Raw genomic sequence first — 23941 nt, 5'->3', positions numbered from 1 at the left:
ACGCCCATTGTTGCAGAAGGCGGTAGTCTTGGTGCGCACCAGCCGTCGAACGAACGTGTGCGAGGAGCCCACTTGAGTATTCACCCCAACGCCCGAATCGTGCCATCGGCAGACGTATCCGAACAGGCCGACATCGGCGAAGGAAGCTCAGTCTGGCATCTCGCACAGGTCCGTGAAGAAGCTCGAATCGGCCGCAATTGCATCGTCGGCCGTGGCGCATACATCGGAACCGGTGTGGAGATGGGCAACAACTGCAAGGTGCAGAACTACGCCCTCGTCTACGAGCCCGCGAGGCTCGGCAACGGCGTGTTCATCGGCCCGGCAGTCGTGCTCACCAATGACACCTACCCACGGGCGATCAACCCGGACGGGTCGCAGAAGAGCGCGCACGACTGGGAGCCTGTCGGAGTCACCATCCTCGAGGGTGCCGCCATCGGCGCTCGCGCCGTATGCGTCGCTCCCGTCACGATCGGCGCATGGTCGACCGTGGCTGCGGGCGCGGTCGTCACCCGCGACGTGCCCGACTTCGCGCTCATGGTTGGTGTCCCCGCGAAACGCATCGGGTGGGTCGGTAAGGCCGGTCAGCGGTTGACAGAGACGGATGCCGGGTGGCAATGCCCCCAGACGGGTGCGCTTTATGAAGAAAACGACGGAACACTCAGAGAGGTCCCCGCACATGACTAACTCATTTATTCCTCCGGCGAAGCCCATCATCGGTGATGAGGAGCGGGAGGCGGTTGATCGTGTTCTTCGTTCCGGGATGGTTGCGCAGGGGCCTGAGGTTGCGGCGTTTGAGGCTGAGTTCGCTGAGGTGATGGTGCAGGGTCGGGCGAGTGTCGCCGTGAACTCCGGCACCTCTGGCCTTCATCTCGGTTTGCTCGCTGCGGGCGTTGGCGCGGGCGACGAGGTCATTGTGCCGTCGTTCACCTTCGCCGCAACGGCGAACTCGGTGGCGTTGACCGGGGCAACCCCGGTGTTTGTTGACATTGAACCGGACCAGTTCACTCTGGATCCGGTGGCCGTCGAAGCGGCGATCACCTCGAGGACGAAGGCCATCATGCCCGTTCACCTGTACGGTCACCCGGCACACCTCGGTGAGCTGATGGCTTTGGCAGAAAAATACGATCTTGATCTTTATGAGGATGCCGCGCAGGCGCACGGCGCAGAGCTGGACGGTAAGCGGGTGGGGTCGTTCGGTCGGTTCGGGATGTTCAGCCTGTATCCGACGAAGAACATGACCAGCGGCGAGGGTGGGATGGTGACCTGTGACAGTGACGAGTTCGTCCGGCGCGTGAAGCTGTTCCGCAACCAGGGTATGGAGACGCAGTACCAGAACGAAGTTGTCGGGTTGAACAACCGGATGACCGACATCCACGCGGCGATCGGGCGGGTACAGCTGACCAAGGTCGGCGCGTGGACGAAAACCCGTCAGGAGAACGCGGCGTTCCTCGACGCGAACCTGGAGGGTGTCACCGTTCCTCCGGTTGCGACGGGCGCCGTGCACGTCTATCACCAGTACACGATCCGGGTGCCGGAAGACCGGGACGGTTTCGTGACCGCGTTGAAGGAGGAGCACCAGGTGGGGTCTGGTGTGTATTACCCGGTGCCGAATCACCGGTTGCCGTCGTTGACCCATTTCGCTCCCGGGCTGGAGTTGCCGGAGACGGAACGCGCGGCCGCTGAGGTGGTGTCCTTGCCGGTGCACCCGTCACTGTCGCAGGACGACCTGCAACGGGTCGTCGCCGCGGTGAACACTGTGGTGAAGGCAGGCGCCTGATGGCCGAGTTGCGGGTGGGTTTGCTCGGTGTTGGCCAGATGGGCCGGCACCATGCCCGGGTGCTGCGAGAGTTGCCCGGGGTGGATCTGGTCGGGATCGCTGATCCGGGCGGGGACCCGCACGGTGTTGCCGGGAAACTTGATGTTCTTCCGGACATCGATGCGTTGATCGGTGTCGGGATCGACATGGCCGTTGTCGCGGTGCCGACTGCGTTCCACGAGGCGGCAGCACTGAAACTTGCCGACGCAGGCGTGCACACCCTCGTCGAGAAACCGATCGCACACTCGGTTCAGGCCGGGCAGCGGATGGTCGACGCGTTCACCGCGAACAATCTGGTTGGCGCTGTCGGTCATATCGAACGGTTCAACCCGGCGTTGCAAGAACTGCGTCGCCGGATCGAAGCGGGAGACCTGGGTGAGGTGTACCAGATTGCGACAAGGCGTCAGGGGCCGTTCCCGTCCCGGATTGCGGACGTCGGGGTCGCGAAGGACCTCGGCTCGCACGATGTCGACCTGACAGCGTGGGTGGCACAGTCACCCCACAAGACGATCTTCGCGCAGACGATGTTGAAAAGCGGCCGGGAGTACGAGGACATGATCCTCGCCACCGGCCGGCTGGAGAACGGGGTGATCGTGAACCACGTGGTGAACTGGCTCTCCCCGATGAAGGAACGGGTCACTATCGTCACTGGGGAACGTGGCGCGTACGTAGCTGACACGAACTCGAGTGACCTGACGTTCTATGCCAATGGCACGATCCCCACCGAGTGGGAGTACATGTCCGCGTTCCGGGGAGTGTCCGAGGGCGATGTCACCCGGTTCGCAATCGCAAAACGAGAACCCCTCCGGGTCGAACACGAAGCGTTCCGCGACGCCGTCCTCGGCCTTCGCACCGACGTCGTCACGATGGAAGAAGGGCTCCGAACCCTCGCCGTCGTCGAAGGCATCATCGACTCCGCCAGGACGGGCAAGTCGGTCGAGTTCTAGGCTGATGCGCGTCGTAATCGCGAGTCGCATCTTTTCGCCTGAGCCGGCGGCCGCGTCTTTCCGACTGGCGTCACTGGCGAACGCGCTGACTGAACGTGGTGATCAGGTCACGGTCATGACGACCACGTCCCGCTCAGGGGAGCGGCCGGCAACACGTCCGAACGTGACGATAAGGCGCTTCCCCGTGCTACGTGATCGCGACGGCTACGTGCGAGGATACCTGCAGTACCTCAGTTTCGACATCCCGTTGTTCTTCCGGTTGCTGTTTGAACGGCGCCCGGATGTCTTCGTCAGCGAGCCGCCCCCGACGACAGGCGTCGTCGTCCGCGTCGTCTCAGCGCTCACCCGGGTGCCGTACGTCTACTACGCCGCGGATGTGTGGTCGGATGCCGCCGAGTCGACGGGTGCACCCCGGTTCGTGGTGCGCGTGCTGCGTCTGGTCGAAGCGCATGTGTTGCGGCACGCAAAAAGGGTGATCGCCGTCAGCGACGGCGTCGCCAGACGCGTCGACGAGTTGTCGGGAGCACGGCACAGCGTCGTTGTACCGAATGGCATCGACACGACGATTTTTTCGCCGGGAAGTTCGAGCCCCAGGTCTGCCCCCACCGTCATCTATGCCGGCACAACTTCTGAGTGGCAGGGGGCTGACATCTTCGTCCGCGCCATGCCCGAAGTCCGGAAGCGGATACCGGGGGCTCGCTTGATCTTTCTGGGGCAGGGGAGTGCGTGGGAATCGCTCGAAGCGCTGGCTGAGCAACTAGCTCCAGGCGCCGTTGAATTCCGCGGGGTGGTCTCTCCCGACCGAGCAGCCGCGACACTCCGTTCCGCCCGCGTCGCCGCGGTCAGCCTGAAACCGGGGCAGGGCTATGACTTTGCCATTCCGACCAAAATATTCGCTGCGGTCGCGTGCGGGACTCCCGTGTTGTTCACCGGCCCCGGCCCGGCGGCTGACATCATCGAGGGGGCCGGGCTCGGGCTTGCCGTGAATTACGAGGTGGCCACCGTGGCGGATGCGCTCACCACAATGCTGCGAGACAGGACGTGGGATCCCGGCAACCTGGCTGAGTGGGCCGAGAAGAACGCTTCGCTGGCAACTGCGGGACGCCGCGCAGCGCAGGTCGTGTCCGACGCCGGTGCCGGGGCGACGTGAACGACGGATGCTACCCGGCCGGCACAACGGAGAGCGAGAATGGCCTCGAGACGGCACTGCGACAAGGCGGAAGACGAACATGGTAAGCAACGACCCCCTACCCCTGATTGACGGACGTCGTCCGCGAATTGCGTTTGTCGTGTACAACGACACCTACGCAGACACCCGAGTACTGAAAATCGCGGCGACGGTCGCCGAGGGTGGAGCGGATGTTCGCATCTTCGCTTTTTCATCGCGTACAGGTCATTTCGGGCCGGGTCTTGAAACGGGTGAGGTCGAAATCGACCGTCTCCCGCTGCGCGAGATAGCGCACTTGCTGACCAAATGGGGTTTGTCGGTGCGACGGATGCTGGGGCGCCCGGTGCCGATCTACACCGAAACCGCAACCAACACGGGGGAATCGTCGACAGCACCCGTCGCTGGCACAGCTGCGCCGAAGGTCGCGACGCCTTCTGTTCCGAAGCCTGCTGCTCCGCGTGCCTCCGGAGCAAAGAACGTGGCGATAGATCTGTGGCGTCGAGCCGACGCAACGATCAAGCAAGGGTCCTTCTGGAAGCGGGCGAGTGCGAGTGTCCAGGCATGGCGCCCTGACATCATCCACGCCCACGACGCCAACACCCTCGTCGTCGCAATGTGGGCTTCGCGGCGTCTCTCAGTGCCGTATGTCTACGACTCCCACGAGCTGTGGACCGAACGTAACATTCGGTCCGACCGGCCCGTGGCCAAGAGGTTTGAGCGGCTCTACGAACGACTCGGCGCTCAGCGTGCCACGGCAGTCGTGACAGTGTCGCCCAGTATCGCTGACTGGCTGAAGAAGCGCTACAGGCTTCGAGCGCAGCCGACTCTCGTGAGGAACATCCCCGCGTTCACCGGTCAGGTTCCTGAGCAATCCGCCGGCCGGCTGCGGGAGCTCGCACATCTCAGCCCTGAGACTCGCGTACTCGCCTACTGTGGCGGGATCACGACGAATCGCGGGATCGAAGAGACGATCGAGGCGCTTCCGTTGCTCCCCAGCGACGTGCACTTCGTCCTGCTCGGCTTCGGTTCTGAGATCTACCGCGCAGGGCTCGACAGGCGAATCGCAGAACTCGGGCTCGCCCATCGGGTCCATTTCGTCGGTGCTGTTCGCTCGAGCGATGTTTCAGCGGCGCTGGCTGACGCCGACGTGTCGCTCGTGCTGACCCGCCCCGCGTGCCTCAGCTACGAGTACTCGCTCCCCAACAAGCTGTTTGAGTCGATCCAGGCAGGAATCCCCGTTGTTTCCACCAACCTCGTCGATGCGGCGCGGCTGGTACGCAAGTACGACGTCGGCGAGATCGTTGAGACAGATATGCCGGCGAAAGCGCTCGCGGCGACGATCTCGAAGACCCTGGCTTCGTCGGCGCAGCGGCGTGCAGCCATCCGTCTGGCCGCTCCCGAACTCACCTGGCAGGGCGAATCCGCACGACTATTCCAGCTCTATCGCTCGCTGCTCGCCGGTCAGTCGACCGGAGTCGCTCGCTGGATTCGAAAGTAGTGCGAAACTGGGGGCGTGCCTTCACCGACTGACCTTCTCATCGTCTCGTTCTCACCGATAGCGACCGACGCCCGCGTACTCAAGCAGGTCGAGCGCTTCACACCGACCTACAACGTCACGACGTGTGGCTACGGTCCCAAACCGGAGGGAGTAGCCGAGCATATTCGCATTCCCGACGATGTGCCTGCGAACGATCTCAACGGCCGACTCATTACGCTCCACCTTTATTCGCGTGCCTACTGGAGTATTGGAGCCGTGCGCTGGACGAAGGCAGCGCTTGCCGGCCGAAGGTTTGACCTGATCCTTGCCAATGACGTCGAGACGGTGCCGCTGGCGCTCTCGCTTCGACCGAAGCGAGGCGTGCACGCGGATCTGCATGAATACAGTCCACGTCTGCACGCCGAATTCGAGGGCTGGCTCCGTCGGATCGCGCCGTACTATGAATGGTTGTGCCGCCGGTATGTGAGCAAGGCGCAGTCCTGGACGACCGTCGGAGAAGGACTCGCGAATGAGTACCAGCGGAACTTCGGCTTCCACCCGCGCCTGGTCACCAACGCCGCTCCCTTCGCAGACCTGACCCCACAACCGGTTGGCCAGACTATTCGGCTCGTCCACAGCGGCGCTGCCCTGCGAAAACGCAATATACACACACTCATCTCTGCCGTTGCCGGTTCACCGGCGGATGTCACGCTCGATCTGTACCTCACGGCGAACGATCCTGCCTACCTCGCTGAGCTGAGGGCGGGCGCGGATGCATCCGACCGCATCACCCTGCACGACCCGGTGCCATACTCCGAGCTGGTGAAGACCCTCAACAACTTCGATGTCGGCGTGCACTTCCTGCCGCCGGTGAATTTCAACAACGAGTGGGCGCTACCCAACAAGATGTTCGACTACGTCCAGGCGCGCCTGGGGATCATTGTCGGCCCGTCCGCGGAGATGGCCGCATATGTGAAGAGATTCCACCTCGGGGATGTCGCCGCGGACTTCTCGATGGAGGCGTTGCAGGCGGCTATCGCTGAGCTGACCGCGGACTCCGTCAGGGAGTACAAAGCGGGCTCTGACGCTGCTGCGCTCGAGCTCTCCGCCGGACCGCAGGTTGATGTATGGGAGGAAAGCATCAGTCGTCTTGCCCTCTGAAACACTGTGGGTCCGGGTCCGATCAGTGTGAAATGAGCCACTCGACGGTTCTGGTTGCCGCGTCTCCATCGCCGTACGGAGCGGCATCCGTCGCGGCCGGACGGGCGCGCGTTGCTGCTGCTGCAATCTCTTCCTTGGTGTTAGCGAGAACATTCCAGCCAAGATCGACTGTCTCGACCCACTCGGTCTCCGTTCGTACCGTTGTGCACGGAATGCGAAGGAGGAAAGCCTCCTTCTGAAGCCCGCCGGAGTCGGTGATCACGCCCCTGCTCAAGGCGACGGCGGCAAGCAGGTCCGGATATGCAAGCGGCGCGTGGCCGATAAGGGAGCCAGAAGTGAGGTCGATTGCGTGCTCGGCGGCCTTAGCGACCACCCGTGGGTGTGCGAGCAACACGACTGGGAGATCGAGTTCGGCGAGCCCGTCGACGATCTGCCTGAGCCTGCCGGGGTCATCAGTGTTCTCTGCGCGATGGATGGTCGCGACGTAGTAACCGTCTGGGGCGAGCGCGAGTTCGGTGACCAGGGCTGATGGCTTGCCGCTGATCTGGTCGCGAATGAGCATCAAAACGTCGGTCATGACGTCGCCGACCACAACGGTGCGGTCGGCGAGGCCCTCGTTCGCCAGGTGGCCGGCCGCGACGCTCGTCGGCGCGAAGAGCACGTCTGCCGCGTGGTCAGTGAGAACCCGGTTGTGCTCTTCGGGCATCTGCCGGTTGAACGAACGCAGTCCGGCTTCCAAATGAGCAAGTTTGAAGTGGAGTTTCACCGCGCTGAGCGCAGCGGCCACCGTCGAGTTCGTGTCGCCGTAGACGAGAACCCAGTCCGGCTGATGTTCGTCGAACACGGCGTCCAAAGCGCCGAGCATGGCACCCGTCTGAACCCCGTGGGACCCGGACCCCACGCCAAGGTGCACTGTGGGCTGTGGGATTCCGAGGTCCTGGAAGAAAACATCCGAGAGCATTGGGTCGTAGTGCTGGCCCGTGTGGACGATCACGTGATCGACGCCGGCAACCGCGGCGGCTTTCGCGATGGGAGCGAGCTTGACGAACTGGGGACGGGCACCAACGACACTGATTATCTTCACGAGCAGCCATCCTAGTTCGTCCGCTATTTGGACGGTTCCGCGCCGCCGGTCCGATCAGGGAACTGTGGGATCATGGGATTCCGCTCACCCTGAAGGATAGACCTCCCGTGAAACTCCTCTGGCAGACCCTTAAGAAGCTCTTGCCCCTGCTGCCACCCAGAGCCCGAAACTTTCTGTGGACCTATGTCGTCCTTTCCTCTGCCCTTGCGCTGCTCGACGTCGCAGCTATCGGCCTCCTCGCCCTCTCGATGGCGGCGATGGTCCAGTCGGAGCCGGTGAACCTACCACTCGTCGGTGCGGTCGACCAGTCGGGCTATGTATGGATCCTGGTAGCCGTCTCGACTCTGATCATCCTCAAGTCCGGTCTGAGTGTTCTTCTGCAGTGGAGGGCAACGCGACGATTCGCGAAGTACGAACTCGAGATCGGTGACCGACTCTTCGGCGCCTACATCCAGGCGCCGTGGACCGAGCGGCTGCAGCGCAATACGTCACAACTGGTCAGGATGGCGGATGTCGGAATCGCAGCCGTCGTCGCCGGATTCCTCCTGCCTGTTCTCAGCCTCCCGACACTTTTCACGACGTCGATCTCAGTCCTCGTCGTCATCGTCATCGCTCAGCCCGTCACAGCGCTTGTCACTGTCGTCTACCTGGGCCTCATCGCCTTCCTGCTCTACTTCTGGGTTTCTCGGAAATCGGTGGAGGCGGGGCGAGTGAACCGCGACTACTCATTCAAGGTCGCCAGTTTGATGACTGACATGGTCTCAGCACTCAAAGAGATCACCCTGCGGAACAAGGCCGGGGAAGTCGCCGCGGTCATCCACTCGAACCGGCTGCACACGACCAGGGCTCGCGCCAACCTCAGTTTCCTCGGCGCCGTACCGAAATTTGTGCTCGAGTCTGCACTGGTCGGCGGTTTCATCCTGGTCGGGGGAGTCGCGTACTGGTCGGGTGGTATGGCCGGTGCGTTCGCGGCTGTCGCGCTCTTCGCCGTTGCCGGCTTCCGGCTGGTTCCATCGCTCACCGGTTTCCAATCCGTTATCACTCAGACCCACTCGAACATCCCGCAGGTCAGGGCGGTGATGGGAGACATCCACAAGGCAGAGGGGTATCTCGAACGGGGAGAGCGGATCGGCCATGATCCGCTTAAGAGCGAACCGAAGGTGCTCGAACTGAGAGATGTAGCCTTCACCTACCCTGGAGGAGAGAAACCGGCCGTCACGGGGATCGACCTCACTATTCCGATGGGGAGCACCGTCGGCCTCGTCGGATCCTCCGGCGCAGGAAAATCAACTCTCGTCGACATTCTTCTCGGGCTTCTCGTCCCATCGGGCGGCGACATCCTCATCGACGGTATCCCTCTCGAAGGAGTCCTCGCTGACTGGCGTTCCCGCGTAGGGTATGTTCCTCAGGATGTTGCTCTCTTCGACGGATCCGTCGCGGAGAACGTTGCGCTTTCCTGGACCGGGGATTTTGACCGCGTTCGGGTGCAGGCGGCGCTGGAGCGTGCCCAGCTTTGGGACGTCGTGATGTCCAGAGCGGGCGGGATGGATGCCCGGGTCGGCGAACGAGGCATGTCGCTATCGGGCGGCCAGCGTCAGCGCCTCGGAATAGCTCGCGCCCTCTACAGCGACCCACTGATCCTTGTTCTCGATGAGGCAACGAGTGCCCTCGACACAAAGACGGAGTCCGATGTCTCCATCGCTATCCGGGAACTCCGAGGAGAGGTGACCATCATTTCCGTCGCCCATCGACTCTCGACGATTCGGGACAACGATCAGGTCGTGTTCATGCGCGACGGCCGGATCGTTACCCATGGCTCGTTCGATGAAGTCGTCCGCGACGTCGAAGACTTCTCTGTTCAGGCGCGACTTGCCGGCCTTGTCGACTAACGTGGGCGGAGAAAACCGGGTCGCAGCATCCGAAATCATGGTGGATGTAGTGATTCCCGTTCACGACGTGACACGACCGACTAAGCGCGCGGTTGAATCTGTGCTCGCCGGGACACCCGCTGGCGCTGTCCGGGTGCTCATCGTCTGCCACAACATCGATCCCGAAGGGATCGAGGCGCAGCTCGCTGAATACGTACACGACAGTTCGGTCACGGTCGTTTCCTTCGCCGACGGCATCAAGAGTCCCGCCGGACCTTTCAACCATGGGCTAACTCTCGCCACAGCCCCATACGTCTCGATCATGGGCTCGGATGACTTCCTCGAGCCAGGCGCAATGGCGGCTTGGATAGCGCACGTGAACGTGAGCCGTCCCGACGCTGCTCTGGTTCCCCTCAGGCATCAGCACGGCGAGCTCCTGATGAACCCGTTGACGCGGTGGAGGCGCTCCCGGCGTCTCGACCCGGTTCGGGACCGATTGTTTTACCGGACAGCCCCCCTCGGACTTCTCCGGCTCGCCGTAGTCCGCGAGCTGGGGCTTGAGTTCACGGCCGGGATGCCGGTCGGTAAGGACATGGCCTTCAGCGCCCGATTGTGGGCGGCAGGGAAGCGGATTGATTACCTCGTGCGGACTCCTGCCTACATCATCGGCGCTGACGCCGTCACCCGGGTGACCACCCAGCCCCGCCCCATCTCCGAAGCGATGGCCGCGGTTCTCGACCTTGTCGCTCGCGACTGGTTCACAGGACTGACGACATCGGCGCGGCGATCCCTCGTGACGAAGCTCCTGCGCATTCATGTCCTCGGCGCGGTCATAACGCGGTCGCGGGCAGAGTCGTGGGGGCCGGGCGACACCGACGCCTTACGGTCGAGTGCCCGAGAGATCGTGATGCGTGCACCCGGCGCGCTCGCGCCATTGTCGCGCGCAGACCGCTCGCTTCTCGATGCGGTGATCGACATCGGTTCCAGCGCGGTGTCGCTCGCCGACGCCGTTGAGCGACACCGAACGTCGTCGCGGCTGAACCGGATAGTCCCACGAAACCCGTTGAGGCTATTCGACCGCGAATCCAACCTGACCAGGTTCGTCTTGTATCGGCTAAACCGATGAGCATGCCACCTGTCGTGCTTCGCGCCCTGAGTCTGTTGACCAGGCGTGTGCCCGACCGAGCGCTGGTCGCATTGCTCCCTGGTCGGTTTCGATTCGATGTCGCTGCGGTTCCTGTGCCGACTGTGGCACCCGAAACCCCGATCCGGCTGTATGTCGCACCGGTCAACTGGGCCGGGCAGGGCTGGCAATGGGCCCGCGCTGCCGAGCGCTTCATCCCCGGCGTCGGTGCGGTGAGCATGGCATACAGGCTCGACTCCGATTTTGGTTTCCCCGTCGACGTTTCGGTCCCCGTTGGCGCTTTCGTTCTTTCCGGCCGTTGGCAAAGAGAGCAGCGACGGGTGGTCCTGAGTAGTTTCACCCATGTGCTGCTCGAAGCAGAGCGTCACGTCTTCGGCCGCGTGTACGACCAGAGCGTGGTGGACCAGGCTCGTGACATCACGAGCTCGGGGGTCAGCCTGGCTATGCTGTGCCACGGGAGTGACATCCGGCTGCCTAGCAGACACGCTGCTCGGCACGAATGGTCGCCGTTCGCTGATGCGGCGGACGCAGGGACCGCTGTTCTCGAGAAGCAGGCGAGCGCCAATCGTCGTATCCTAGACGAGGTGGGAGCGCCCGTCTTCGTCTCGACCCCCGATCTCATTCTGGACGTCCCTGAGGCCACGTGGCTCCCTGTCGTGGTCGACGCCGCGCGATGGTCGAACAGTGAGGATATACTCGCCACGACGAGGCCCCGGGTCGTCCATGCGCCGAGCAAGGGATCGCTCAAAGGATCCGATCTCATCGATCCTGTCCTCGCCGGTCTGGCTGAGGAAGGGCTGATCGATTACCGGCGCGTCGAAGGTGTGCCCGCCGCGCAGATGCCTGACGTCTACCACAGCGCTGACATCGTTCTCGACCAATTCCGCATTGGGTCTTTCGGTGTCGCCGCGTGCGAAGCGATGGCAGCGGGACGCATCGTTGTCGGTCACGTGACCGCGCAGGCCCGCGAGTACGTGGAGGCCCAGACTGGACTCGAACTTCCCATAGTTGAGGCAACGCCCGACTCGATCGAGGCGGTGATCCGTGACATCTGTGCTCGTCCGGATCACTTCCGACCGAACGGTGCGCGGGGACGCGCGTACGTCGAAAGCGTCCACGACGGACGTTTCGCCGCCGACGTGCTTCGTGGTTTCCTCACGACGTGATCGCGCTTCACCACCGACCTGAAATGAAGTTATGAGTCCAGCACCCAGAATCCTGATCCTGTCGTTTTCGCCGATCGCCAATGACGCGAGAGTGCTCAAGCAGGTCCGACACTTCGTGGGCGGGTATGACGTCACCACGTGTGGATATGGGGAAGCGCCGGAAGGAGTGTCCAGACACATACGAATTCCTGACAGCCAGCCGCAGAACAACTTCTTCGCGCCGACTCTGGCGCTGCGGATGTTCGGAGCGACGTATTGGCGGACGGGTGCGGTGGCCTGGTGCAGGGAACAACTTCGAACGGGGGAGTGGGATGTCGTGCTGGCGAACGACGTCGAAACCGTTCCGCTCGCGCTCGAATTGCGCTCGAAGCACGGTGTGCACGCTGACCTCCATGAATACACCTCGAAGCTTCGGACGGAGAATCCCAAGTGGATGCGCTGGCTTGCGCCGTACTATCGCTGGCTGTGTCGCCGGTATGTGAGCAGGGCCAACTCGTGGACAACAGTAGGACAGGGGCTCGCTCGTGAGTATGAGAAGGACTTCGGTTTTCTGCCAGGGGTGGTGACCAACGCCGCCCCATACTGGAATCTGGAGCCAGCCCCTCCCAGAGTGCTGCTCCGCCTGGTCCACAGTGGCGCGGGCCTGCGCAACCGAAAGCTCGACATCATGCTCGACGCTGTCGAGCTGGCGGCGTCGGAGTTCAGCCTTGACCTGTACCTCACGGCCAATGATCCGCCCTACATCGAAGAGCTGAAGGCCCGTGCAGCCGAGCTCGAACACGTCCGTATCAATGACCCCGTGCCGTACGACGAACTGATTCCAACGCTCAACGGGTATGACGTCGGAGTGTTCGTCCTCCCGCCAGTGAACTTCAGCTACCGGTGGGCGCTTCCCAATAAGATATTCGATTTCATTCAGGCGCGATTGGCTGTCGTCGTGGGGCCATCGCCCGAGATGGCGGCCATAGTGACCGATAACAAGCTCGGTCTGGTAGCCAGGGATTTTACGGCGCAGTCGCTTGCTGACGCTCTGGACAGCCTGACCGGTGAGTCGGTTGCGGCTTTTAAATCGGCGGCGATGAAGACAGCCTCTGAGCTCAATGCCGACAGCCAGGTCGCGATCTGGGAGAAAGCGATCGTCGACCTGCTTGAGTCACGGCCACCCGGGTGAACTACGACCTGCTGCCCGGCTGAACGGGTTCGACAGGCACAACGTCGGCTGGCTTCGACGCATCGTGCTGCGTACGGCGCGCCAGACGTCGATCCCACCACGACCGCATGAACCGCTCGCACGGCCGCTCCACGAGATAGTGCAGAGCCGCGGCCGCGGCCACCGTCACGACGAGGAGACCGGCATACCAGAGCAGGTTGCTCCAGCCTTTCGGCTGGACTCCGACGACGGCGAGCAGGGCGTAAATGACGGTGGCGTGCACAAGGTAGAACGCGTATGACCATTCGCCGAGAAGGACGAACGGGCGCCAGCGCAAGAGTGACCGTTTGCCGGTGAGGTCGCTCGACGCAACGGCGGCAATAGTGGCGGCGAACGCGACGATGATCCATTCGTTCGCCGTCGCGTGCAAGAAGTCCACGAACGAATTCCCGGACCAGCGGATAGAAATCGCGAACCACCCAACGAGAAGAAGAACTCCGAGATAACACCACACGGGGGAGAGGCGGACCCGCCACCCGGCGAGCATCGCGCGCGCGATGCCGATGCCGATCACGAACTCACTCAGTCTGACGATCGGAAGGGGGGCGGCCGCGAGCCAAGACTCAGACGAGAACATCACGGCGAAGCGGTAGAGAAACGCTGCGCCGATCACGGCGCCGACGAGGATTAGTGACCCCTTTACGCGGAGCTTGCCGAAGACACGGTTGATGGCCGGGTGCAGCGCATAGAAGAATGCCTCACAGGTCAGCGTCCAGGCGGCCGGGTTGCCGGAGAACAGAATAACCGGGTCATGGGACCAGCCTTGGAGCAGCACGAACGACAGCGCCAGAATTCCGACGCTCACGGGTTTGACCCACCATTCCTCTGGTGCGGGAGAGAAGCTGTAGAAAACCGGGATGGCGAGCAGGAGTGCGATGAAATGAGACGGGTAGATGCGTGCGAAACGACGCCAGTAGAACGTGGATGTCGTCACCGTCTTTCGTGCGGACCAGGTGAGGACGAATCCGGACAGGATGAAGAAGAAGGTCACTCCGTACGAGCCGTAGCTCAGGGCGTATGAGCCCGGCAGCGGCGCGATAATCGACATGTGGTGTGCGAAGACCGCGAACGCTGCCCACCAGCGCAACCCTGTGAGAGAGTCGAGGCGGGGAGGGCGCGTGACCTCTTTGCGTTCTGGCGCTGGGAACGGCATCCGTGCTGTCTGCTGTTCACCCGTCACGGGAAGCCATTGTAGGCGGTGAACCTGCGGGTGCTGACGCGCCCCGTCGGCCGACGGCACACCGGCCAGTGGCCGAGGCGGTCGCGCGGAGCCCTGACTCAGGTTCGCGCCGACTGGTCATGATCGCTGTGACGAGACTCGAGAGAGCCACCGCCCGACGATGCGGGTGTGAAAACCACCCGGAGGGGACCCTTCATCGCGGCGTCGTAGATCAGCATGCTGACCCAGACGAGCGCAGCTGTGAGCGCAGGTACAAAAAAGAAATTCACGACGGGGGAGTCCTGAGGGAGCCGCAGTGAAACGCCGGGGACGCGGCTCAACGCAACGACCGAATACACGATCAAGGGGTGAAGGAGGTAGATCGGGAGAGTTCTTCGGGCGATGTGGCTTCCGACGGCTGCCAAGCGTGAGCTCCTGGACACCAGCACCGCGAGCTGCACGGCGGTGAGCAGACCGCTCACATTCAGTCCGATGATCCACGGTAAGCCGCGGTTGTCGGCGACATAGTAAAACCACACCATGACGGCATAACAACCTGCGGCGAGCGGCAGCAGCGGTAAGAGAGGGAGAGCGGCGATTCTGCTCACAAATGGTCTGCCGAAGCAGCCGAGCAGGAACCATATACCGAAGGTGCCCCACCTGCCGAGATTGGTGGCGAGTCCGGTGGGAAGGACCTCTGCGAGCAACGGTTGGCTCAGCGGGACTGTTATCCAGATGACGAAAGCGGCAAACACCAAGGCCGGCGCGAACTTCCTGAAGGCTCGGGCGACGGTGAATAAAACGACGAGGGTCGGAAGAAACCAGTAGGCGTCCCCGCCGAATGCAACGTTGATGAGGCTGGCTCGTGTTGCAGTGAACCACTGCTGGGGGGGCAACGGCGAAGCCATAGACGAAGCTGAACGAGACCGACCAGATCAGGTACGGCCAGAGGAGGTTGGCATAGCGAGAACGAAAAAGTTTTCGCCAGGGCCGGTTCACCGCCGCCCCGGCCAGCAGCCCGGACATCAGGAAGAAGAGGGGCATACGCACGGGAACCAGGAAATCGCTGAGCGCCTTCCAGCCTGTCATCCAGAAGTCCTGAGCGTTCGGTAGAAGGAAAGCGGCGGCGGCCCCCGCGACGTGGAAGACGACGACGAGGATGATGGCGCCGGCTTTCGCGAGATCGATCCACGCGACGCGGTCCGAGCCGGATCGGCGGGCAGCCAGCGGTGGTCCTTCAGGCGCGCTCTGTGCGTCACCTGGTCGGCCCGGGTCCGGCATGTCTCTCCGCTCCGTAGTGAGTCGTCAGGGTGAATCGGAAGTGGGGACAGGGTGCCGCCGACGTCCACGTGTCCCGCTGTCCAGAGTATCGGGAATGTCGTGCTTTCCGATCGTCGCGCCGGGTCTGCGAGTTGGTCGATCCGGCTGATACCGTCGACGGGTGAGCCCAGATCCCGACGTCGACGTTATTATTCCCGTTCACGATCCCCGGCGTCCGATTGCACGCGCGGTCGGATCCGTGCTCGACCGGAATACTGTCGCGCTTCGAGCCACTGTTGTCTGTCACAACACGTCAGTCGCCACCATCCGCTCTCTTCTCACCGTCCACGACGGCGATCCGCGACTGCGGTTTCTCGCTCTCGAGGACGGGATCCGCAGCCCGACGGGTCCGTTCAACCATGGCCTCGACGCAGCGACCGGTCGATTTACGTCGGTCATGGGCTCCGACGACGAGCTGGAGCCCGGCGCGATTGATTCCTGGCTCTCCATTGCCGATCGTGACCGGGCATCCGTCGTAATTCCGCGGCTGCGTCATTTCGGAGGGCGAAACGTCCCAACGCCCCCGGTGCGACCAGGAAGGCGAAGAAACCTCGACGCGGTGAAGGATCGACTGTCCTACCGCAGCGCACCGCTCGGACTAGTCTCGAGGAGAGAATTCGGCGCGGAGCGATTCGTGCCCGATCTCGGATCGGGCGAGGACGTCGCCTACGTCACCGCGCTCTGGTTCAGCGGCCATCCGATCAGCTTCGACAGGCACGGACCCGCATACCTGATCCATAATGACGCTCAGGACCGGGTGACGACGACGCAAAAGCCGGTCAGCGCAGACCTGGAGTTTCTCCGGCTTCTCGCCCACGACCCCCGGTTCGGGCGGATTTCTGAGAAGCAAAGACTCGCACTGGTGATCAAGCTGATCAGGATTCACATCTTCGGAGTCGTCACCAATCGACCGGCCCTCGAATCATGGACAGAGGCCGATCGCCACCACCTCGCCGAAACCACCAGACAACTTCTCGCGATTGCGCCCGCAACCCGCCGCATCCTGTCCCGAGCGGACGGGCGGATGCTCGACGCCATCCTTGATCTGGCAGTGCCCACGCAGAACCTTCTCGCGCGGGGTCTAGAACGGCGACAGTTCCTCCGCCCGAGTTCGATCCTTCCCGGCAGCCTGCACCACTTTCTTGCCCGCGAGGCGCCGGTGAGAATGATGACCGCATCGGTTCTGGTCCGCGGAGCCAGATAGAGCCTCCTGTAATCAACCGCACGCGCGAGCGCATGTTACTCTCCGCTGAGATAACGAGGGAGCCACGAATGGCAGGCACGAGAAAACACGCTGAGAACCCGCGCGGCGGACGGCAACGCCGGTTCAAGGGCACGGTCGTGGCGTCACTGGTGATCGCCGGCCTGCTGGCGTCGGCACAGACTGCCAGTGCTCTCCCCGCAACTCCACTCGCTGCCGCCACCACACCGAGCGTCTCACGGATCGGTGGTGCCGATCGGACCGCAAGCGCAATCGCGGTTTCACAAGCTGCTTTTCCCTCCGGGGCGCCGGTTGTCTACGTTGGATCGACGACCCGCTTCGCTGGCAATTTCGTCGCGGGACCGGTCGCTGCTGCTGCCGGGGGGCCTCTCCTCCTTTCAACCCCTTCGTCGGTCTCGACCCCCACTGTCAACGAAATACGACGGCTGAAACCACAGAAAATCGTCGTCGTCGGGTCAACCAGCGATATCGGCGATGTGGTGCTCAACAGAATCCGCGACGGACTCGCACCGGATGTCACCCGGCTGGGAGCGGGGGAGCCGTATGCGGCCGCACGGGACATCGTCGCGAGCGGTTTCAGCACGGCGACGACGGCAATACTTGTGTCCGGACGTACCTGGCTCGGGGTTCTACCGGCGATGGGGGCTGCGGGGCAGCTGAAGCAACCGCTTATCCCGGTCGATGGCAGTAGCTCCACTCTCGACTCAGCGACCAAGAGCCAGCTCGCCGCGCTCGGCGTGGCGCGAGTCGTTCTGGTCGGCGGCACATCCACCATCTCCGCCGGCATCGAGACGGCCCTCCGAGCATTCGTACCGACGGTTGATCGGGCGAACGGCGCCGACCAGTACGCCGCCGCGATTAGTCTGAACTCGCTGCTATATCCTGCCGGGGCGCCCGCATACCTCACCAGCGGTGCGAACTACGCCGATGCTCTCGGCATTGCGTCTCTGGTGGCTGCAAAGCCCGGCCCGGTCTATCCGTCTCAAGCTTCGTGCGTGCCAGACGCCGTCAAAGCCGACATCGCCGGTCGCGCCGCAGCAGGAACGGTGACAGTGGTCGGCGGGAGCAGCACCCTCCAGGCGCCAGTGGTCGGTCTCGTCGCGTGTTCGACGGCGAGCACCGCGACCAAAGCTGCATCGGAGAAAGCACTCACGAGCAAACTGAACGCGGCGATTCCAGGGCTTCCCGGCGGATACAACGTGTCTGCGTTCGAGGCGGCGGGAATGAAACGAGCGGTCAGCATCCGCGGGGGATCCGCGGTTGAGCCTGCGAGCAGTATCAAACTCTTCGCGGCGTACGCGGCGATGAAGCGGATCGATCAGGGTCGTCTTTACTACTCTACGAAGCTGTCGTCGGGATATACGCTCGCTCAGTGCCTCCGAGGGATGATCCACATCTCAGACAACTACTGCCACTCCGACATCATCAAATTGATCGGCGCGAACGCAATGAACGCGACTTTTGCCGCGGAGGGCTATACCGCGACGCATTACGCGGGCACGTGGAAGGGCAAGTACTACTCCTACAAGACGAGCAGCACGAACGATTTGACCACCCTTCTCCTGCGTCTGAACTCGGGCAAACTACTGAGCACGGCCAGCTCGACCTTCATGCTCAAACTTATGAAGGAACAGTTCTGGACGTCGCGTATTGGATCAGCGATTCCAGCAGGCGTCAGCATTGCCACGAAGCCAGGGGAGTTGTGGGTGTCATCGGGAATGACGCAAATCGACGCAGGGCTGGTTTATGCGCCGGCAGGCACCTACAGCGTCGTCATCATGGGCTACCGTGGGGCGACTAAGGCGGGCGTCGCACGGCTCGCCCGTATTGTTTACGAGCACTTCAACGGGCCCATAGCGAAGGTAGCCACGTACCCGATTCAACAACTGAAATCGAAGACGGCAACGATAGTCCGTGCCAGTGCGGGCGGAAAAGCGCTATTCACAATCCCTGCCGGAATCAACGTCGAAGCGCTTGACAGCGTGCGGCTCTGGTACCGCGTTATCGCGAACGGCCGAACCGGCTACGTGTCGAGCCTTGACCTGGCGAACCGATACGGATTCTGATTCCCCGTAGGATTGAGCCCATGCGTATTGCGGTTGTTGCCCTCGGAAAAATTGGTCTCCCTCTTGCTGTTCAGTTCGCGGATGCGGGTCACGAGGTGGTCGGGGTCGATGTGAACCCGGCTGCGGTTGACCTGGTGAACCAGGGGATTGAACCGTTCCCGGGTGAGGCGCAGTTGCAGGAGAAACTCTCCGCCCTGGTGCCCGCCGGAAGGTTGAGGGCCACGACGGAGTACGCCGACGCGATCCCGGGCGCTGATGCTGTTGTGCTCGTCGTTCCCCTGTTCGTGAATGATGAGACGTGGGCGCCGGACTTCGCGTGGATGGATGCCGCGACGCGGTCGCTCGCGGAACACCTGACCCCTGGCACCCTCGTCTCCTATGAGACGACATTGCCGGTGGGGACCACTCGGACCCGGTGGAAGCCGATGCTCGAGGAAGGTTCTGGTCTGGTCGAGGGCACCGATTTCCATTTGGTGTTCTCGCCGGAGCGGGTGCTGACCGGGCGGGTGTTCGCTGATTTGAAGAAGTATCCGAAACTCGTCGGTGGTCTCAGTGTTGAGGGTGCGAAACGGGCGACGGAGTTCTACGAAGCGGTGTTGACCTTCGATGAGCGGCCCGACCTGGCCCGGCCGAACGGGGTCTGGGACCTGGGCTCCGCCGAGGCAGCCGAGATGGCGAAGCTGGCGGAGACGACCTACCGGGATGTGAACATCGGGCTGGCAAACCAGTTCGCGTTGTTCGCTGACACCGTCGGGATCGACGTGTATTCGGTGATCGAGGCGTGTAACTCGCAGCCGTACTCGCACATCCACACGCCGGGTATCGCTGTGGGTGGGCACTGTATCCCGGTGTATCCGCGGTTGTATCTCTCGACCGATCAGGATGCGGAGATCGTGCGGACGGCGCGCACGTTGAACGCGTCGATGCCGGAACGGGTGGTCGAGCAGGCCGCGACCGTTCTCGGGAACCTGACCGGGATGCGTGCTGTTGTACTCGGGGCGGCGTACCGGGGTGGGGTGAAGGAGACCGCGTTCTCCGGGGTGTTCCCCACGGTGGAGGCGCTCACCGCCCGTGGTGCTGAGGTGTTCGTTCACGACCCGCTGTATTCGGATGAGGAACTGGGCCGGTTTGGGTTCACCCCGTATGAGATCGGCCAGCCGGTGGACCTCGCGATCGTGCAGGCCGACCACGCCGACTACAAGACGTTGACCGCCGCTGACCTGCCCGGTATCCGTCTGCTTGTCGATGGCCGTAACACCACCAGCGCCGACGCCTGGGCCGGAACACCGCGCCTCGTCATCGGCGCCGGCGGCACACACTGATCGTTCGCAACAGAGGGGGCACCATGCCGGTTCGGAAAACAGCGTCGACACTCGGCCTCGTGCTTGTCGCCGGTCTCCTCATGGCCGGCTGCTCGGCGCCTGAGCCGGCGAACACCACCACCCCGAGCGCGACTCGAACGCCAACACCGACCCAGACGCCCGGCGATGAGCCGTCGAGTGCTCCGACGACCGCCCCGCCGGCCGAGTGGACCGTCGCGGAGCTGACCACCGCGTGCATCGACTTCCAGACCTCCGACTCGGGTGACGCGGGGGAGTTCGAGTGGACGACACCTGCCGCGACGCAGCAGGACGGCGACGCCTGGTACGTCTTCCTCCAGGGAACGATTACAACCCCGGACGGAACCTCCATTCCCGCCGAGTACACCTGCGTCGTGACCGGCCCACCCGGCTCAGCGACTGTCGACGAAGCAGCCGTCGCAGAGTAAACGCCGCTGCTCGCGTCCGGCCGCTGGCGGGGCGGGGCGGAGTGCCCCGCGGAATTGTTAGGCTGGGTGCCTGACGCGAACGTGCGCCTTCCGGTGCATACCGGTCACATCCCCGCGCGCTCGCGCCTTCCCGACCCGCTGAGGAGCCCATACCCGTGAATGCAGATCTCGTCATCGTCGGATCCGGTTTCTTCGGCCTGACCATCGCCGAACGCGCCGCAGCCCTCGGCCGCAGGGTCGTCGTCATCGACCGCAGGAACCACATCGGCGGAAACGCGTACAGCTCCGCCGATCCCGAGACGGGCATCGAAGTCCACAACTACGGTGCGCACCTCTTCCACACGTCGAACCCGGCGGTGTGGGAGTACGTCAACCGCTTCACCGAGTTCACCAACTACCAGCACAAGGTGTACACGAACCACAACGGTGTCGTGTACCCGCTGCCCGTGAACCTCGGAACGATCAACCAGTTCTTCCAGGCCGCTTACTCACCGGGCGAAGCGCGCGCGCTGATCGCCGAGCAGGCATCCGAATTCGATTCGAAGACAGCCGCGAACCTCGAAGAGAAGGCGATCTCGCTCATCGGGCGCCCGCTCTACGAAGCATTCATTCGCGACTACACCGCCAAGCAATGGCAGACGGACCCGACCGAACTGGCCGCCGAGATCATCTCGCGTCTCCCGGTGCGATACAACTACGACAACCGGTATTTCAGCGACACCTGGGAGGGTCTTCCCGTCGACGGGTACACCGCCTGGATCGAACGCATGGCCGACTCGCCGAACATCGAGGTGCGGCTCGACACCGACTTCTTCGACGAATCCCAGCCGGTGAACAAGACCGCTGTCGTCGGCCAGGTCCCGGTGGTCTACACCGGCCCGGTCGACCGCTACTTCGACTACTCGGAGGGCGAGCTGGCGTGGCGCACGCTCGACTTCGAACGCGAAGTCCTGCCGGTCGGTGATTATCAGGGCACGACGGTGATGAACTACGCCGACGCCATCATCCCATACACGCGAATCCACGAGTTCCGCCACTTCCACCCGGAGCGCGACAGCTACCCGGCAGACAAGACGGTCATCATGCGCGAGTTCTCACGCTTCGCCGGCCGTGACGACGAGCCGTACTACCCCGTCAACACGGCTGACGACCGTGCGAGGCTCCTCGCGTACCGCGACCTGCAGTCAGGGGAGAAGGACGTCTTCTTCGGCGGTCGGCTCGGAACCTACCAGTATCTCGACATGCACATGGCGATCGGGTCTGCGCTGTCGATGTGGAACAACAAGCTGTCCGCGCACCTCGGCGGAGAGTAACCGGAGACGACGAAACCGCGCCAGGCAGTTCGACTGCCGGCGCGGTTTCGCCGTTTCGTTCTACTTCTCGAACGTGTTCTGCCACTCGTCGACCGAGGTGATGCGGGGGAGTGCCGCCTGGTATTCCTTTGCGAGGCGGTCCCAGTTCTTCTCGATCTCGCGGTGAAGACGGATGCTCTCGCGCAGCATCCGCCGGAACGTGCGGCGGTCGCGCAGATACCAGACCTTGCCGGAGCCCTCGGCCGTCGACACCAGTGCGCTGTCGAACGTCGGCGCACGGAACCAGGTGGCATCCCGCTTTGCCAGTTCCACCTGGGGGCGCTCCTGGTCTCGCGTCGACGGGTCGCTCAGCCAGTGCCTCGCGATCATCTTGATCGTGTAGATGACGAGCGGGATTCCACGCGGGCCCTTGGTCTGCTGGGTGCCGGACGGCGCCTTGTACACCTGTTTGCCCTGGTTCGTGATGGGGGTCTCGTCGTCAGAGCGCAGAACCTTCTTCTCACGGAAGTTCCTGGCCTGCTCGCGGAGTTTGCCGAGTTGGGTCGGCATCGTCCGATGCATGTGTTCGGGGCCGGTCAGGACGTCACGGAGTCCCTGGTGGCGCAGGGCGACGGCGTAGTACTGCATCGAGAGGAGATGCTTGAGGTCGGCCCGACGCGAATCCTTGAGCAGCTTGCCGCCGTTTTTGTGGCGAGAGTGCAGGAGGGCGGCCACGAAGCGGTTGCGCTGGTGGAAGTACGCCTGCCAGTCGATGGCGTCGTCCTTGTCGATCCACGAGACGTGCCAGAGCGCAGCCCCGGGGAAGCTGACGGTGGGGAACCCGTGCTCGCGCGCCCGCAGGCTGTATTCGGCGTCGTCCCATTTGATGAACGCGGGGAGGGCGAGCCCGGCCTCACGGATGACCGCCGTCGGGATCAGGCAGAACCACCAGCCGTTGTAGTCGGAGTCCATCCTGGCGTGCAGCATCCGAGTCTGGCGCAGGTTCGAGCGACGGAAGTCGTGCGGGAAGCTGTCCTTGAACTGGGTCTGCCAGACGAACGGTGCCGGGTCGATCACCTCGGCGAAGGCGTGCATCACCGGGCGGTCGAGCAGGTCGAACATGTGCCCGCCGACGATGGTCGGGCGGCGGCTGTGCCTCGCGAAGCGGAGGGCACGCAGGATGCTCTCCGGCTCCACCTTCACATCGTCGTCGAGGAGGAGCACGAAGTCGCTCTCGGGGCGTGCGAGCGTCTCGGCCATCGAGCGGGCGAATCCGCCGGAACCGCCCAGGTTCGACTGCGTGAGTACCTGGAGCTGGTCGCCCAGGCGTGCGGCGAGTTCGGGGTACGCTGCTTCATCCGCGACCCTCTGGTTCCCCTGGTCGACGATGAAAATGCGGTCGATCTCGGCGAGCAGCTCGTCGCTTTCCTCGAGCGCAGCAAGCGTGGCTACGCAATAGTCCGGCTTGTTGAACGTCGTGATGCCGAGTGACACTTTTCCGTTGACGACGGGTTCCGCCTGGGTTGACCAGACGCCGCGATTGAGGATGACGTCGTCGTTCTCGGCGACGATGTCGAACCAGTACCATCCGCCGTCGCCGAACGACTGGATCGGCAGATCGACGACGGTCTCTGCCGAACCGCTGATCGGACGGGATGTGACGCTCTGCTGGATGCCCTGGGAGTTGGAACGGTAGACCAGGATCGTTCCTGCACCGGTGGTGGCGAGGGTCAGCCGAACCGAGCGGACGTTGGAGAAATGCTGCCAGTATGACGCGGGGAAGGCGTTGAAGTAGCTCGCGAACGACACCCGCCTTCCGGCGCGAATCCTCATGCTCGACCGCGACAGGACGTCTTCGATGTGCGCGTTCTCGCTGATCTTGACGGTTTCCTCGCCGATCTGCGTCCAGGTCTCCGGGTCTGCATAAAGTGGCAGGACATCGGGGTCGCCATCGGTGGAGAAGACGACATTGTGGAGTGTTGACCAGTTCGTCACGATTCTTGTGGACTCCGTATTCCGTGGATGTTCGATGGTGATGATGGCAGCCGGACCGACAATCCGCCTTCCAGAGCC

19 protein-coding genes and 1 pseudogene are annotated in these 23941 nt (G+C 63.2%); 15 read left to right on the top strand and 5 right to left on the bottom strand.

Annotated elements, in window-relative coordinates; genetic code table 11:
* Positions 1 to 72 precede the first annotated feature (72 nt).
* The 6 genes from D9V29_RS00865 (at position 73) to D9V29_RS00840 (ending at position 6569) form a co-directional block, all read left to right on the top strand.
* Positions 73 to 684 (top strand): acyltransferase, encoded by a 612-nt coding sequence (locus D9V29_RS00865; protein WP_121671432.1) that lies wholly within the window; start codon positions 73 to 75, stop codon positions 682 to 684.
* Entirely contained in the window at positions 677 to 1777 is a 1101-nt protein-coding gene (locus D9V29_RS00860; RefSeq protein ID WP_121671431.1) for a DegT/DnrJ/EryC1/StrS family aminotransferase, read from the top strand. Before D9V29_RS00865 ends, D9V29_RS00860 begins: the two co-directional genes overlap by 8 nt.
* A complete protein-coding gene (locus D9V29_RS00855; protein WP_121671430.1) occupies positions 1777 to 2763 on the top strand; it encodes a Gfo/Idh/MocA family protein in 987 nt (328 codons plus the stop codon). Before D9V29_RS00860 ends, D9V29_RS00855 begins: the two co-directional genes overlap by 1 nt.
* Before the next feature lie 4 nt (positions 2764 to 2767).
* On the top strand, positions 2768 to 3913 hold the full coding sequence (locus D9V29_RS00850; RefSeq protein ID WP_121671429.1) for a glycosyltransferase family 4 protein: 1146 nt from the start codon (positions 2768 to 2770) through the stop codon (positions 3911 to 3913).
* A gap of 79 nt (positions 3914 to 3992) precedes the next feature.
* Positions 3993 to 5429, top strand: a complete 1437-nt coding sequence (locus tag D9V29_RS00845; RefSeq protein WP_183084866.1) for a glycosyltransferase — start codon at positions 3993 to 3995, stop codon at positions 5427 to 5429.
* A 15-nt stretch (positions 5430 to 5444) separates the two neighbouring features.
* Positions 5445 to 6569: a glycosyltransferase family protein gene (locus D9V29_RS00840; RefSeq protein ID WP_121671427.1), complete on the top strand. Its 1125-nt coding sequence runs from the start codon at positions 5445 to 5447 to the stop codon at positions 6567 to 6569.
* A 22-nt stretch (positions 6570 to 6591) separates the two neighbouring features.
* Here D9V29_RS00840 and wecB read toward each other — a convergent pair whose 3' ends face one another.
* A complete protein-coding gene (wecB, locus tag D9V29_RS00835; RefSeq protein ID WP_121671426.1) occupies positions 6592 to 7653 on the bottom strand; it encodes a non-hydrolyzing UDP-N-acetylglucosamine 2-epimerase in 1062 nt (353 codons plus the stop codon).
* A gap of 107 nt (positions 7654 to 7760) precedes the next feature.
* On the opposite strand from wecB, the gene D9V29_RS00830 reads away from it, so the two are divergent.
* The 4 genes from D9V29_RS00830 to D9V29_RS00815 all read left to right on the top strand — a co-directional run bounded on the left by D9V29_RS00830 (position 7761) and on the right by D9V29_RS00815 (position 13002).
* Positions 7761 to 9542 (top strand): ABC transporter ATP-binding protein, encoded by a 1782-nt coding sequence (locus tag D9V29_RS00830; protein WP_121671425.1) that lies wholly within the window; start codon positions 7761 to 7763, stop codon positions 9540 to 9542.
* Entirely contained in the window at positions 9466 to 10647 is a 1182-nt protein-coding gene (locus D9V29_RS00825) for a glycosyltransferase family 2 protein (RefSeq protein WP_121671424.1), read from the top strand. The genes D9V29_RS00830 and D9V29_RS00825 overlap by 77 nt, the downstream gene beginning before the upstream one ends.
* Before the next feature lie 122 nt (positions 10648 to 10769).
* Entirely contained in the window at positions 10770 to 11831 is a 1062-nt protein-coding gene (locus D9V29_RS00820; RefSeq protein WP_147436199.1) for a glycosyltransferase, read from the top strand.
* 31 nt (positions 11832 to 11862) lie between these two features.
* Positions 11863 to 13002, top strand: a complete 1140-nt coding sequence (locus D9V29_RS00815) for a glycosyltransferase (RefSeq protein WP_121671422.1) — start codon at positions 11863 to 11865, stop codon at positions 13000 to 13002.
* Between the two features lies 1 nt (position 13003).
* Here the strand turns inward: D9V29_RS00815 and D9V29_RS00810 are convergent, their stop codons facing one another.
* The 3 genes and pseudogenes from D9V29_RS00810 to D9V29_RS15230 all read right to left on the bottom strand — a co-directional run.
* Positions 13004 to 14221 (bottom strand): acyltransferase family protein, encoded by a 1218-nt coding sequence (locus D9V29_RS00810; protein WP_229790395.1) that lies wholly within the window; start codon positions 14219 to 14221, stop codon positions 13004 to 13006.
* Between the two features lie 98 nt (positions 14222 to 14319).
* Positions 14320 to 15108: an acyltransferase family protein gene (locus tag D9V29_RS00805; RefSeq protein WP_229790396.1), complete on the bottom strand. Its 789-nt coding sequence runs from the start codon at positions 15106 to 15108 to the stop codon at positions 14320 to 14322.
* A 49-nt stretch (positions 15109 to 15157) separates the two neighbouring features.
* Positions 15158 to 15481: pseudogene (locus tag D9V29_RS15230) on the bottom strand (acyltransferase family protein); the annotation flags it as partial.
* A 160-nt stretch (positions 15482 to 15641) separates the two neighbouring features.
* Between D9V29_RS15230 and D9V29_RS00800 the strand changes: the two are divergent.
* The 5 genes from D9V29_RS00800 (at position 15642) to glf (ending at position 21889) form a co-directional block, all read left to right on the top strand.
* On the top strand, positions 15642 to 16724 hold the full coding sequence (locus D9V29_RS00800; RefSeq protein ID WP_121671420.1) for a glycosyltransferase: 1083 nt from the start codon (positions 15642 to 15644) through the stop codon (positions 16722 to 16724).
* Positions 16725 to 16792: 68 nt separating this feature from the next.
* The gene (locus D9V29_RS00795; protein WP_183084864.1) at positions 16793 to 18808 is read left to right on the top strand and encodes a serine hydrolase; all 2016 of its coding nucleotides are present in this window, start codon (positions 16793 to 16795) and stop codon (positions 18806 to 18808) included.
* Between the two features lie 20 nt (positions 18809 to 18828).
* On the top strand, positions 18829 to 20130 hold the full coding sequence (locus tag D9V29_RS00790) for a nucleotide sugar dehydrogenase (protein WP_121671418.1): 1302 nt from the start codon (positions 18829 to 18831) through the stop codon (positions 20128 to 20130).
* Between the two features lie 23 nt (positions 20131 to 20153).
* Positions 20154 to 20576, top strand: coding sequence for a hypothetical protein (locus tag D9V29_RS00785; RefSeq protein WP_121671417.1), 423 nt, complete (start codon positions 20154 to 20156; stop codon positions 20574 to 20576).
* Between the two features lie 155 nt (positions 20577 to 20731).
* Positions 20732 to 21889, top strand: a complete 1158-nt coding sequence (gene glf, locus D9V29_RS00780) for a UDP-galactopyranose mutase (protein ID WP_121671416.1) — start codon at positions 20732 to 20734, stop codon at positions 21887 to 21889.
* Positions 21890 to 21949: 60 nt separating this feature from the next.
* Here the strand turns inward: glf and D9V29_RS00775 are convergent, their stop codons facing one another.
* Positions 21950 to 23863 carry a glycosyltransferase gene (locus D9V29_RS00775; protein ID WP_121671415.1) on the bottom strand — a complete coding sequence of 638 codons (1914 nt, stop codon included), beginning with the start codon at positions 23861 to 23863 and terminating at the stop codon, positions 21950 to 21952.
* Between the last annotated feature and the right edge of the window lie 78 nt (positions 23864 to 23941).

Origin of the sequence: Mycetocola manganoxydans, from assembly GCF_003667545.1 — a bacterium.
Taxonomy (GTDB): Bacteria; Actinomycetota; Actinomycetes; order Actinomycetales; family Microbacteriaceae; genus Mycetocola_A; species Mycetocola_A manganoxydans.
Note: the sequence above shows the minus strand (reverse complement) of the source record. Positions and strands in the feature narration are given on the sequence as shown.